We start from the raw sequence: 13,270 nt of genomic DNA, 5'->3' as shown, positions 1-13,270 counted from the left end.
CGTTTATTCGGGACGGATTTGCTCGCGCAGTGCGGCCAGCACGTCGGCGATGCTGACGCCGTCCGCTTCGGCTTCGAAGTTGCGCAGCACGCGGTGCGCCAGCACCGGCAGCAGCATGGCTGCAATATCTTCACGCGTCACCGCCAAGCGCTTGTGCATCAGGGCGCGCGCCTTCGATGCCAGCACCAGCGCCTGCCCGGCACGCGGCCCCGCTCCCCAGCCGATGTGCTTCTGCACCGCGGATACGGTACTTTCGGCGGGCCGCGTGGCGCGCACCAGGCGTGTTGCGTAGCGCAGCAGGTGGTCGCCAATCTGGATTTCGCGCACCAGGGCCTGCAGGCGCAGCAGCGTGCCCACATCCATCGCAGCAGCTGCGTCGCTCAGGCCTGCGTGCGTGGTCGCGGAGACCATCGCTATCTCTTCGTCCTCGCTCGGATAGCCCACGTCGATCCGCAGCAGGAAGCGGTCGAGCTGCGCCTCGGGCAGTGGGTAGGTGCCGGCCTGCTCGATCGGATTCTGCGTGGCCAGCACAAAGAAGGGCTTCGGCAGCGCATGCGTCTGGCCCGCGAAGGTGACGGCGCGCTCCTGCATTGCTTCCAGCAGCGCGGATTGCGTCTTCGGCGGAGCGCGGTTGATTTCGTCCGCCAGCAGCACCTGGGTGAACACGGGGCCTTCCTGGAAACGGAACTCGCGCTTGCGCGTCGCCGTATCTTCTTCGAGGATCTCGGTGCCGACGATATCGGAAGGCATCAGGTCCGGCGTGAACTGCACGCGGCGGAACTGCATGCTGGTGGCCTGCGCCAGCGATTTCACCAGCAGCGTCTTGCCCAGGCCCGGCACGCCTTCCACCAGCGCATGGCCGCCCGCCAGCAGGCAGATCACCAGCGACTCAACCACGTCCTTCTGCCCGATGATGACCTTGCCCATGCTGTCCATCAGCGCGTCCACGCTGGCGGTCAGCGCCGCGATTTCAGTTTCGTTCCAGCCGCTCTCAGACACCGTCATGCTCCCAGCGCATATTGAATGATGTTGACGGCGAAGCGCGTGTTGTCCACCGCCAGCCATCGCTTGTTGCGAAAATCGTAGTCCCACTCGCAGCCGTAGTCCTTGTTGCTGTACAGGACGCGCACCCGGCCGCCGATCTCGATTGCTTTCAGATAGTCGTGCACGAGATCATCGCCCCACCCGTTCAGCTCCACGCTGGTATTCGGCGGGCCATCGAAAGTGAAGAAGCTCGAATACACCGGATGGTTGTTGGGAATCTTGTGCAGCGCCTTCGCGCCGAAAATCTTCGCCATCTCGGCTTCGAAGGATTTGGCGAACAGGCCGTCGATATCGTGGTTGCAGTCGTCCACGAACACGAAGCCGCCGCCCTTCACGTAGCGCTCGAAGTTCCTGCGCTCGGCGGCGGTGAACTGCACCAGCTTGTGGCCGGCCAGGTAGCAGAACGGCGCTTCCAGCATCTTCGGGTCGGACAGCGCAACAATGCGCTCCACGGTGTCCACCTTCAGTGTGGTGTACTCCACCAGCGAATTCAGGACATTGCTCGGCATACGCACATCCACGTCCCAGTCGCCCGACTCATAAGTCAGGCGCGTGAAGTAGAAGTCGTATGCCGCCATCGGATTTACACCGCGTCCGATTTGGACGTGAAGTTGAACTCGCGCACCTTCATCGCCGGAACCATCATGCGGAAGCGGGAATCCGCCTCGCCGATCAGCATCGGCTTGCCCAGTTCATCGATGTTGTTCAGCAGCGCCACCGGGCTTTCGTTGAAGCGGAAATTCTTCACCGGGTACTTGATCTGGCCGTTCTCCACATAGAAGGTGCCGTCGCGCGTGAGGCCCGTGAGCAGCACCGACTGCGGATCGACCATGCGGATATACCAGGTACGGGTGACGAGGATGCCCTTCTTGGTGCTGGCAACCAGCTCCTCGGTGGACTTGCTGCCGCCCGCCATGATGATATTGCCGTGGCTCGCCGTCGCAGCCTTGCCCTGCTTCTGCGCCCAGTAGCGGTTGTACTCCAGCGATGCCACCTTGCCGTTGCGGATCAGGTCCGTGCGCGCACGCGCCAGCATGGACTGCTGGTCCCATGGCAGCACCGGCGCATCCGGATCCCAGGGGTCGGCCCATACATTGACCTGCTCATCGAACAGCTTGTCGCCCACGCGGTTGCCGCCGCCCTTCTTCGCGAGGAAGCTGCGGCCTTCATCCGCGGCGCGCGCATCGAAGGCGGTGAACATGTAGTTCAACAGGTCGGAGGAAGCGGACGGCTCCAGGATCACGGCATAGCGGCCGGGTTCGAGCGCTTTCGCATCGACCGAACGCAGCGCCTTCTCAATGGCGATCTCGGATGCGGCACGCGCATCGAACTTCTTTGGATCGTAGGCCGCGCGGCTTACCCAGCCGGACCCGCTGCCGTCTTCCGTACGCGCCGTGACCGTGAAATTCAGGCTGGCCAGTTCCTGGTAGCCGAACACGCCGTTCGAATTTGCGATGCATTCAAAGCCGGTGCTGTCCGAGAAGAAGCCGGCAGCGACAAGATTCTTCTTGCGTGCAGCGTCGATGCTCTGGAAGGCGACTTCCGCCCGGTATTCCGGATCAAAGGCGCTGGCGTTGGGATTGTAGGTTGCTGAAGGCTTGAAATCCTGTTTGCCGATCGCAGGCAGGAACTCGGGATTTTCCGGCGCCAGGCGCGCCACTTCCTCGGCGCGGCGCACGGCCTTTTCCAGCGACTTGTCGTCGAATTCGTTGACCGAGGCGGTGCCCTGGCGCTTGCCGAAAGCGACGCTGACGGCAAGCTGCGTGTTCTGCACCTGGCCTGCCGTAGACACGCTGTTGCGCGCGTAGCGCACATTCCCGCGTTTGCTGCCGCTGATCGATACGCGGCATTCATCCGCCTTCGAGAGCGACATCACCTTGCCCGCGATGCGTTGTGCTTCTTCCTGGTTCAGTAATTTCATCGGATGATTCCTTAGTCGATCTTGCGGGCGGTGTTGATGACGTTGATGCCGTTAAAGCGCGTGGTGGCGGAACCGTGCGAAACCGCGCTGACCTGGCTTGGCTGGCCCTTGCCGTCGAAGAAGGAGCCGCCCATGCGCCAGTCGCGCTCATCGCACATGGCCGTGCAGGCGTTCCAGAACTCCTGCGTGTTGGCCTGGTAAGCCACGTCGCCCAGCGGCTGCGTGATCTTGCCATCCTTGATCTCGTAGAACAGCTGTCCGCCAAACTGGAAGTTGTAGCGCTGCTGGTCGATGGAGTAGGAACCACGGCCGAGGATGTAGATACCCTTCTTCACATCCTTCACCAGCTCATCGGGCGTGAGTTTCTTCGCGCCGGCCTTCAGCGACACATTGGGCATGCGCTGGAACTGCACGCTGCTCCAGCTGTCGGCAAAGGAACAGCCATGCGATTCCTTCTCGCCGATGATATGGGCCTGGTCGCGCGTGGCCTGGTAGTTCACGAGCACGCCGTCCTTGATGATGTCCCAGCGCTTTGCGGGCACGCCTTCGTCGTCATAGCCCACGCAGCCCAGCGACGCCGGGGCGTTCTTGTCGGCGGTGAAGTTGACGATCTTCGAACCGTACTGGAAGTTCTTCGACTGCCATTTATCCAGCGTGGCGAAGCTGGTGCCCGCGTAGTTGGCTTCGTAGCCCAGCACGCGGTCCAGTTCCGTGGCATGGCCGACGGATTCGTGGATGGTGAGGAACAGGTGCTCAGGACTCAGCACCAGGTCATATTTGCCCGGCTCCACCGATTTCGCGCTCAGCTTCTCCTTCGCTTGCTTGCCTGCGGCGCGCGCGTCTTCAATCAGGTCGTAGGATCCGTTGTACAGCGTCGTTACGCCGCCGGCCGCGCGCACCTTGTGCGCCGCCTTCGGTTCCAGGAACTCGTAGCCCATGCTGACCGGAGAAGACAGGCCGTCGCGCGTGCGGAACTTGCCGCTTGCCTTATCCACGGCGGTGGCAGTGAACGGCGCCCACAGGCGATGGAAGTCCTGGTCGATATAGGAACCGTCGGTGGAAGCAAAGTACTTCTGCTGGTTCACCTGGAACAGCATGGACTGCATGAAGGATGCGCCGCTGTCCATGCCGGCCTTGTTCGCGGCGATCAGCATATCGGCCTTGTCCTTTACCGGCACGCTGCGCCAGTCACGCGTGAACGGCGTGGCCCACGCCACCTCGCCCACGCCTTTCACCGGCGCCAGCTGCACCGGTTCCGTTTGCAGGCGCGCATTGGCTTTGGCGATTGCCACGGCCTGGCGGGCTGCATCGGCCACGGCGTCCAGCGTCATCACGTTGGTCGCCACGAAACCGTAGGCGCCGCCGGCGATCACGCGCACGCCTACGCCGCTGGATTCGGTGTTGACGATGTTCTCCACGTTCAGGTCGCGCGTGGTGATGAACTGGTTCAGGTAGCGCCCGATGCGCACGTCGCAGTAGCTGGCGCCGGCCTTGGTGGCGGCGTTCATCGCGGCATCCGCCAGCGACTTCTTGAACGCAACGGCCATGGGATTGAGGAGCTGTTCTTCGGCGATGGCTTCGCCGAAGACAGGAATCAGCAGGGCGCCGCCGGCGGCGGCGCTCACCTTGAGGAAGGTACGGCGTTCCACTCGTGCTCCTTATACTGCGTCCGACAGGGAGGTGAAGTTGAAGTCCCTCACGCGGATGGCCGGAATCACCATCTGGTAGGGGCTTTCGTCGCCCGACAGGATTTCGCCGCGGCCCAGTTCATCGATATTGTTCAGCATCGTTACAGGGCTTTCGTTGAAGCGGAAGTTCTTGACCGGATGCTTGATCTTGCCGTTCTCGATGTAGAAGGTGCCGTCGCGCGTGAGGCCGGTCAGCAGCACCGACTGCGGATCGACCATGCGGATATACCAGGTGCGGGTAACGAGCACGCCTTTCTTGGTGCCGGCAATCAGCTCCTCCGTGGATTTGCTGCCGCCTGCCATGATGATGTTGCCCGGCGTGCCGATGGCGCGCTTGCCCATCTTCTTGGCCCAGTACTGGGAATAGTCCAGGCTTGCAACCTTGCCGTTCTTGATCAGGTCCATGCGCTCGCGCGCCAGCAGGTTCTGGGAATCCCATGGCAGCACCGGCACATCCTTGTCCCATGGATCGGCCCAGATATTGACCTGCTCGTCGAACAGCTTGTCGCCCAGGCGGTTCTGGCCGCCCTTCTTGGCCAGGAAGCTGCGGCCCTCGTCGGCGCTGCGGGCATCGAAGGCGGAGAACATGTAGGCCATCAGGTCCGCCGATGCGGCGGGCTCCAGGATCACGGTGTAGCGGCCCGGCTCCAGCGCCTTGGCGTCGGCGGAGCGCAGCGCTTTCTCGATGGCGATGTCGGATGCGGCGCGCGCGTCGAAGCGGGCCACATCGTTCGCATCGCGGCGCACCCAGCCCGAACCCCGGCCATCTTCCGTGCGCACGGTGCAAGTGAAGTCCACGCCGGTCTGCTGCTGGTGGCCGAATACGCCGCGCGAATTCGCCACCGTCTCGAAGGAAGTGCGGTCGGTGAAGAAGCCTGCTGCCACCAGCTTGTTCTTGCGGCTTTGCTCGATGCTGTAGGCCGCCACCTGCGCACGGTATTCGGGGTCGATGGCGGCCGTTTTCTCGCTGAAGGTGCTGGTGGCGCGGAACACCTGCTTTTCCGGCGTCGGCATGAACTCCGGATTCTCCGGCGCCAGGCGGGCCAGGTCTTCGGCGCGGCGCACCACCTTCTCCAGCGATTTGTCGTCGAATTCATTGATGTTGGCGGTGCCCTGCTTCTTGCCGAAGGCAACCGATACGGTGAGCTGGGTGTCTTCCACAAGCCCTGCGGTCGATACCGCATTGCGCGCGTAGCGCACATTGCCCACGCGGCTGCCGTTCAACGTTACCACGCATTCATCGGCCTTGCTGAGCGAGAGCACTTTGTCGGTGATGCGTTTTGCTTCGTCCTGGGTCAGAATTTTCATTGTGCGTCCTCTCAGCCGATCTTGCGGGCGGTGTTGATCACGTTGATGCCGTTGAAGCGCGTGGTGCTCGACCCGTGCGACACGATGCTGACCTGCGATGGCTGGCCCTTGCCGTCGAAGAAGGAACCGCCCATGCGCCAGTCGCGTTCATCGCAGGTGGCGGTGCAGGCATTCCAGAACTCCTGGGTGTTGGCCTGGTAGGCCACGTCTTCCAGCTGGCGCGTGATCTTGCCGTCCTTGATTTCGTAGAACAGCTGGCCGCCGAACTGGAAGTTGTAGCGCTGCTGGTCGATGGAGAAGGAGCCATCGCCCACGATGTAGATGCCCTTCTTCACGTCCTTCACCAGTTCATCCGGCGTGAGCTTCTTCTTGCCCGCCTGGAGCGAGACGTTCGGCATGCGCTGGAACTGCACGCTGCTCCAGCTGTCCGCGTAGGAGCAGCCGTGCGATTCTTTTTCGCCGATGATATGGGCCTGGTCGCGCGTGGCCTGGTAGTTCACCAGCACGCCGTTCTTGATGATGTCCCAGCGCTTGCACTTCACGCCTTCATCGTCATAGCCCACAGCGCCGAGCGAGCCCGGTTCGGTCTTGTCCGCCACGATGTTGACGAGGTCCGAGCCGTACTTGAATTTCTTCGACTCCCACTTGTCGAGCGTGACGAAGCTGGTGCCGGCGTAATTCGCCTCGTAGCCCAGCACGCGGTCCAGCTCCGTCGGGTGGCCAACGGATTCGTGGATGGTGAGCCACATGTGTTCAGGGCTCAGCACCAGGTCGTATTTGCCCGGCTCCACGGATTTGGCCGTCAGCTTGGCCTTGGCCTGCTTGCCCGCGGCGCGCGCGTCTTCGATCAGGTCGTAGGACTTGCGGTAGAGGGTGGTGACGCCGCCCGCCGCCTGCACCTTGTCTTCCTTGCGCGCGTCGAAGTATTCGTAGCCCATGCCCACCGGGGTGGACAGGCCGTTACGGGTGCGGAATTTGCCGGAGGCCTTGTCCACAGCCGTCGCGGCGAAGGGGCACCACAGGCGGTGCAGGTCCTGGTCGATATAGGAACCGTCGGTCGATGCGAAATACTTCTGCTGGTTGACCTGGAACAGCAGCGACTGCATGAAGGAGGCGCCGCTTTCCATGCCGGCCTTGTTGGCGGCGATCAGCATCTCGGCCTTGTCCTTGATCGGTACCGCGCGCCAGTCCTTGGTGTGCGGCGTGGCCCATGCCACTTCGCCCACGCCCGGTGTTGGTGCAAGGCGCACCGGTTCCGGCTGCAGCTTGGCGTTGGCCTTGGCGATCGCCACCGCCTGGCGCGCGGCGCCCGCCACGCCGTCCGGCGACATGTCGTTGGTGGCGGCAAAGCCGTAGGCGCCGTTCGCAATGACGCGCACCCCCACCCCGGCGGATTCGGTATTGGTGACGTTTTCCACGTTCAGGTCACGCGTGACGATGAACTGGTTCAGGTAGCGGCCGATGCGCACGTCGGCATAGCTGGCGCCGGCCTGGGTGGCCGCGCCCAGCGCGGTATCGGCCAGCAGCTTCTTGAACTTCACATCGGCGGGCTTGAGCAGTTCCTCGGCGGCGATGGCGCGGCCGAAAGGAGGGAGCAGCAGGCCGCCGAGGGCCAGTCCGCCAATATTGAGAAATGCGCGTCGTTCCATAAATATCTCCAGGGAGGGGGTAAGTTCCTGAGCAGCGTTGCGACTAACGCAATAAATGTGCCACAGATTGGGTCCGGGTTGGAGCCTTTTGCTGTTGGACGCCGGGCGTCCGGGCTGCTGTCCGTCTGTCCGGAAAGTGTCCGCCGCTGTCCGCCCCGGACACTTGACCGGCAACCGGACTTGCACCATCATCGGCGCACTCTCACCCAACAATGATGGAGACCCACATGAAACGACTGTTTGCAGCAGCTTTGATGGTTTGTGGTTTTAGCGGTGCGGCCATGGCCGACGATGCGCTGAAGGCGGCAATTGCGGGCGCCCAGCGCAGCCCGGACAACGTGAAGCGCGATATGTATCGCCACCCTTACGAGACGCTGAGCTTCTTCGGCATCAAGCCGAACATGACGGTGGTGGAGCTGGCGCCGGGCGGCGGCTGGTATACCGAAATTCTCGGCCCCTACCTCAAGGACCACGGCAAGCTGATTGCAGCCGGCAGCACGCCGGATTCGGCCGACGCGAACGTGCGCAAGTCGGGCGAGCGCTTCAAGCAGAAGCTGGCCGCCAATCCCGTGCTGGCCAAAGTACAGCTGGGCGCTTTCGAACCGGGCAACGGCGTTTACAACTATGCGCCGAAAGGCAGCGCAGACATGGTGCTCACCTTCCGCAATGTGCACAACTGGATGGAGACGGGCGAGCCGAATATGAAGAAGCTGTTCGCCAGCGTGTATGACGCGCTGAAGCCGGGCGGCGTGTTCGGTGTTGTCGAGCACCGCCTGCCGGCTTCGCGTCCTGCGGCGCCGGATTCGGGCTATGTGCACGAGGCTTACGTGATCAAGATGGCGGAAAGCGCGGGCTTCAAGCTGGCCGCGCGCTCCGAGGTGAACGCCAATGCGAAGGATACGGCCGACCACAAGGGCGGCGTGTGGGCGCTGCCGCCGACCTATACGAACAAGGATGTGGACCGCGCCAAATATGCCGCGATCGGCGAGAGCGACCGCATGACGCTGAAGTTCGTGAAGCCCTGAGCGGGCTGCAGAAACGCCAAGGCCGGGATGTCCCGGCCTTTTTTTATTTCTGCGTTTGCAGGCGGCTCATGAAGGCTGCGAAAGCCAGCACGCCGACAACGAGGGAACCGCATACAGCGGCAATCGAGAAGAACAGCTCATTCATTCAGTGAATCCGTATGGTTTTGCCAACGGACGCTATTATGCTGCAATTGCACATGAAACATTCTCTCTGAAACTCACTGTTACAGGTTTTGATTTCACCGGTGGCGGCCTGACCGCTTGCCGCCAGAATAAGGTTCCGTACAAGGAGCCTCCTATGGGCTGGTTCGCCATCACAATCCTTCTTCCCTGCCTTGCGCCGCTGATCGCGAGCTTGACTTTTTCGGCTGCTACCCCTGCCGGGACACACGCGGATACCTTGGCTTAACGCTTTCAAGGATGGGCAGCTATGCTGGATAGCAATCGGACTATGCGCCTCTGCGCAGTACGAACTGGCACAGCGGCCCCCTTCGCCGAACGATTGGACCGGGGGCTCGATCAGTGTGTTGCTAGTGTTGTCCAGCCTCATTGCGGCAGGAGGCGCGATGTTTCCCACCAAACATTCACCCAAAAGTGGGCTTGCTTGGATTAAACACTACCGCTGCTTTGTCGCATCACTTCTTGTTTGGGCGGCGGCGGGCGCAGTCTATTCGGTAGTACACTATTCGAGGTGAAGGAGGTCCGCTATGCTCAAGGCCTGGATCAGATCGCTTTTCAAGGACGGCCCCACGGCAAGAGACACGATCGCAACCGTCGGCGGCGTGTATAGCATTTGCGTGCTGATTTACGCGATCTATCTTGCCGTGACGCGGTGGTGAGAAAAGGGCCGCAGATGCGGCCCCTGGAGACTTAGTTGGCTTTCTTCTCTTTCACCGGGGTGAAGGAGAGATCGGCGAAGTCGTAGCTGAAGTCGGTTTCGGCGGAGATGGGGGCCATCTTCATGCGCTCGATGCTGCCGTCCGGGTTCAGCGCGAAGGTAACGTAGGCGTCCGCATTGAAGTTGCGCTCCTTCCAGCGCACGATGAAGGTGTCGTGCTGGAAGTGCTCCAGCTCCCCCACCAGGTCGGGCGTGCGGGTGAAGGTCATGATCTGCTTCTTGCCTTCGCGCGTGATCGTCACCTTGCCGTACCAGGCGTCGTTGTATTCGCCTTCATAGGAAGCGAGCGGCAGCGACGGCGAGGACTTGGCAGCACGCGCCGCAACGGCCTTGCCCTGCTTCTCCAGCTCCTTCTTGTGCATCTCCTGCTCCTGGTCCGACACCACCTTGATCCAGTCGGTCGGCGCAGCGCCCATATAGTGGTCGAGGATACGCCACTGCAGGGCGCTCATCGAGCCGCTGTTTTCGGCGTTGGTGAAGATGGCCACGCCCAGCTTCTCCTCCGGGATCATGATCACGCGCGAATAGAAGCCCTGCAGCGCGCCGCCATGCGACACCATCTTGCGGCCGCGGTAGTCGCGCAGGTTGAAGCCCAGGCCATAGGCATTGAAATTGGCTTTCGTCGCCGCCAGTGCGCCTTTCGGATTGCCGATCTTCATCGGCGTCTGCGCCGTCCACAGCTCGCGCGCCTGCACGTCGCTGAACAGGCGCTTGCCGTTTTCCAGCTTGCCTTCATCGAGCAGCGCGATCATCCACTTCGCAATGTCCTCGGCATTGGTGTTGATGCCGACCGCGCCAACAGCATTCGCCACCGGCATCGGCTTCACCACCGAGACCTTGTCGTTGATGCGGCTGTGCGGCGCCGAGTAATCCGGGGACTTCAGCATGTCCGCCACGCTGGTGGTGGTGGCGCTCATGCCCAGCGGGTCGAGGATGCGGGCGCGCATCGCCTCGTTCCAGGTCTTGCCGTCCTTCTGCGCGATGATCTTGCCCGCCACGATGTAAAGCAGGTTGTCATAGGCGTAGCTGTTGCGGAAGCTGGTGGCCAGCTTCACATGGCGCAGGCGGTCGATGATTTCGTCGGTGCTGAAGCTGGTGGTGGGCCACCACAGCAGGTCGCCCGCGCCGAGGCCAAGGCCGCTGCGGTGCGTCAGCAGGTCGCGCACGGTCATGGAGTTGGTCACATAGGCATCCGCCATCTGGAAGCCCGGCAGGTGCTTGTTGACGGGATCATCCCAATTCAGCTTTCCCTCGTCCACCAGCATGGCCAAGCCCGCAGCCGTAAAGCCTTTCGAGTTGGAGGCAATCTCGAACAGGGTCTTGCCCGTTACCGGCGCCGGGTCGCCCAGCTTGCGCACGCCATAGCCTTTGCTGGCCACGACCTTGCCGTCCTTGACGATGGCGATGGCAATGCCCGGCACATCGAAAGTCTTGAGCACACGGTTCACGTCCGCATCCAGGTCGAATGCAGGCGCGGTCATGGCGGAACCGGCAGGCGCGGCATCCGGTGCGGCCAGCGCCGGGGCGCCAATCGAAGCGAAGGCCAGCAGCAACAGCGCGGCCAGAGGTTTTTTCAACAGCATGTTTTGTCGTCTCCTTTTATTTCTTGATCAGCTTATCCACGGAACCCTGCGTTTCCGGGTGATAGCGCGGACGCGCTTTGGCATACACCGACTTCGCCCATGCGGCGTCTTTCGGGTTCTTCAGCAGCGCCGCGTACAGCGGCACCACGAACTTCTGGCGCCCCACGCTGAGGAGGAAGGCGTCCAGCTGCTGGCGCACGTCGTAGCCTGCATGCACCGAGGCCAGGTAGAAGCGGAAGGCGATTTCGTTGTTCTTGCTGTTGCGCAGGCTGAAGGTGTCGTCCAGCTCCTTCAGCTGTGCCGCATTGGCCTTCTTGTCGATGTCGTTCAGGAAGTGCATCCACTCCGTGGCGATCCAGCTGCGCGCGCTCAGGTCGGCCGTCTGCAGCTCGCCTTTCAGCCATGCGTCGCGCTGCGCATCCACCGCAGCGAAGCGGGCGGACACGACACGCGTTGCCATGGCAGGAATGCCGGGACCGTACAGCCATTCATCCAGTTCGGCTTCCGGCATGATGTCCGGATGCTTGTTCAGCAGGTTGGCGCGCAGGAAGGCCACGAACTGTTCGGTGGTCGCAGACTGGAAGGCATGCTGGTCGAACCATGCGCGCAGGAAGACGTCGAAGGATTCGCGGCCCGCGCGCTGCTCCAGCGTGCGCAGGAACCAGGCGCCCTTCGGATAGGCCAGGCCTTCGTCCGTATAGGAATCCGGATTCACGTCCGGGTCGCGCGGCACAAGCGCCTGCTTGGCGGCTGGAATATCCTTCAGCGAAGCCAGCGCTTCTTCCTGCTCCACCTGCAGGTGCATGTCCGCCACCTCAATGCCGTACAGGCTCTCCATGATGCGGGTGGTAACGTAGGTAGTGAACCCTTCGTTCAGCCACCAGTGCTTCCACGACGCATTCGTCACCAGGTTGCCGGACCAGGAGTGCGCCAGTTCATGCGCGATCAGGTCGTTCAGGCTGCGGTCGCCCGCGATCATGGTCGGCGTGAGGAAGGTCAGGCGCGGATTCTCCATGCCGCCGATAGGGAAGGACGGCGGCAGCACGATCATGTCGTAACGCCCCCAGCGGTATGGGCCGTACAGGGCTTCCGCCGCGCTGATCATCTTCTCGGTGTCGGCCAGCTCGAAGGCGGCCGCTTCCAGGCGCTGCGGCTCAGCATACACGGCGGAACGCGGGCCGAGGTTGCGCACGCCGATCTCGCCGATGGCAATCGCCAGCAGGTAGGAAGGAATCGGCTGCGGCATTTTGAATGCCCAGCCATTCTTGCCCGGACCATTCTGGTCGTTCTCGGCGCTCATCACCACGCGCATGCCGGAAGGCGCATTCACGCGCGCGCTGTAGGTGAAGCGCACGGCCGGCGTATCCTGCACAGGCGCCCAGGAACGGGCGTTGATCGCCTGCGACTGGCTGAACATGAAGGGGCGCTTGCCGGACAAGGTCTGCGCGGGTGTCATCCACTGCAGCGCGCTCGCAGTCGGCGCCGTGCGGTAATAGATACGGACTTTTTCAGGCTGGGTTGCGATGGCGATGCGCAGGGCCTGGCCCTTCTTCGCATCGAATTTGTCCAGCATATAGGAAGCAGGCTGCCAGCGGCCGTCCTTCAGCACCTGCACGCGCGAGATGGTGAGCTGGCGCGTATCCAGCGCCAGGGTACGGGCCGACTTGTCGATCCAGTTCAGGGTCAGTTCGGCGTAGCCGCTCAGGGTCTTGCGGGCGAAGTCCGCCTTCAGGTCGAGGTGCAGGTCCGTGGTACGCACCTGATCGTAACGGGCATAGCTCAGGGGATCCTGCGCGTGGGCGCTGAATACCATCCCCACCAGTGCCAGCGTGGCGGCGAAGCGCCGCAAAGTGAAGGTTGTTCGCATGGGCTCTCGTTTTCAGTCATGGAAATGCCTGCTCGTGGCAGGCGGTGCAGCATAGCATAGTGGCCGGGCCGCTGGGCAAGCTGCGCCGGTATCTGCTATCATGCCGCTGTTCTTTGGGGAGTAGCCGCCTTCCGTCCCCGGAAGTAGATACGTCAACATAATCGGCCCGCAGGCCGTGGCGTACCTGGCCTGATGGCCTGGCGAGACCAATGATCCCTGGACGGCCAGCAAAGGGCCGGTGCCGTCCATGGATCATCGGTTAACTATCCGGCCCTTCCTGTCAAATC

Annotated in this window: 10 protein-coding genes and 1 riboswitch; of the genes, 2 read left to right on the top strand and 8 right to left on the bottom strand. The window is 62.4% G+C overall.

The annotated features are described in order from the left end of the window. Positions 1–3: 3 nt before the first annotated feature. Genes ACJRPG_RS24045 through ACJRPG_RS24020 form a run of 6 tightly spaced genes read right to left on the bottom strand, consistent with a single transcriptional unit; the run spans position 4 to position 7,610 of the window. Positions 4–1,005: an AAA family ATPase gene (locus tag ACJRPG_RS24045; RefSeq protein ID WP_408002644.1), complete on the bottom strand. Its 1,002-nt coding sequence runs from the start codon at positions 1,003–1,005 to the stop codon at positions 4–6. Then, positions 1,002–1,622, bottom strand: a complete 621-nt coding sequence (locus ACJRPG_RS24040) for a DUF4159 domain-containing protein (RefSeq protein WP_408002643.1) — start codon at positions 1,620–1,622, stop codon at positions 1,002–1,004. The genes ACJRPG_RS24045 and ACJRPG_RS24040 overlap by 4 nt, the downstream gene beginning before the upstream one ends. Before the next feature lie 5 nt (positions 1,623–1,627). Then, a complete protein-coding gene (locus tag ACJRPG_RS24035) occupies positions 1,628–2,965 on the bottom strand; it encodes a TldD/PmbA family protein (RefSeq protein WP_408002642.1) in 1,338 nt (445 codons plus the stop codon). An 11-nt stretch (positions 2,966–2,976) separates the two neighbouring features. Next, on the bottom strand, positions 2,977–4,614 hold the full coding sequence (locus ACJRPG_RS24030; protein ID WP_408002641.1) for a TldD/PmbA family protein: 1,638 nt from the start codon (positions 4,612–4,614) through the stop codon (positions 2,977–2,979). Between the two features lie 9 nt (positions 4,615–4,623). Beyond that, entirely contained in the window at positions 4,624–5,961 is a 1,338-nt protein-coding gene (locus ACJRPG_RS24025) for a TldD/PmbA family protein (protein WP_408002640.1), read from the bottom strand. A gap of 11 nt (positions 5,962–5,972) precedes the next feature. Further along, complete coding sequence (locus tag ACJRPG_RS24020) at positions 5,973–7,610, bottom strand: TldD/PmbA family protein (protein ID WP_408002639.1); 1,638 nt, start codon at positions 7,608–7,610, stop codon at positions 5,973–5,975. 227 nt (positions 7,611–7,837) lie between these two features. Here ACJRPG_RS24020 and ACJRPG_RS24015 point away from each other — a divergent pair, with 227 nt between their 5' ends. Both ACJRPG_RS24015 and ACJRPG_RS24010 read left to right on the top strand, forming a co-directional pair. Beyond that, positions 7,838–8,635 (top strand): class I SAM-dependent methyltransferase, encoded by a 798-nt coding sequence (locus ACJRPG_RS24015; protein WP_408002638.1) that lies wholly within the window; start codon positions 7,838–7,840, stop codon positions 8,633–8,635. A gap of 707 nt (positions 8,636–9,342) precedes the next feature. Beyond that, a complete protein-coding gene (locus ACJRPG_RS24010) occupies positions 9,343–9,474 on the top strand; it encodes a hypothetical protein (protein WP_408002637.1) in 132 nt (43 codons plus the stop codon). Positions 9,475–9,505: 31 nt separating this feature from the next. Here ACJRPG_RS24010 and ACJRPG_RS24005 read toward each other — a convergent pair whose 3' ends face one another. Continuing rightward, the gene (locus ACJRPG_RS24005) at positions 9,506–11,116 is read right to left on the bottom strand and encodes a serine hydrolase (protein ID WP_408002636.1); all 1,611 of its coding nucleotides are present in this window, start codon (positions 11,114–11,116) and stop codon (positions 9,506–9,508) included. Positions 11,117–11,132: 16 nt separating this feature from the next. Beyond that, the gene (locus tag ACJRPG_RS24000) at positions 11,133–12,983 is read right to left on the bottom strand and encodes a M1 family metallopeptidase (protein ID WP_408002635.1); all 1,851 of its coding nucleotides are present in this window, start codon (positions 12,981–12,983) and stop codon (positions 11,133–11,135) included. A gap of 103 nt (positions 12,984–13,086) precedes the next feature. Further along, a riboswitch (yybP-ykoY riboswitch) is annotated at positions 13,087–13,257 on the top strand. Positions 13,258–13,270 lie beyond the last annotated feature (13 nt).

It is taken from the genome of Pseudoduganella rhizocola (genome assembly GCF_045984285.3).
In the GTDB taxonomy this organism is placed as follows: Bacteria; Pseudomonadota; Gammaproteobacteria; order Burkholderiales; family Burkholderiaceae_D; genus Rugamonas.
This window is presented reverse-complemented; position numbering and strand designations above follow the sequence as displayed.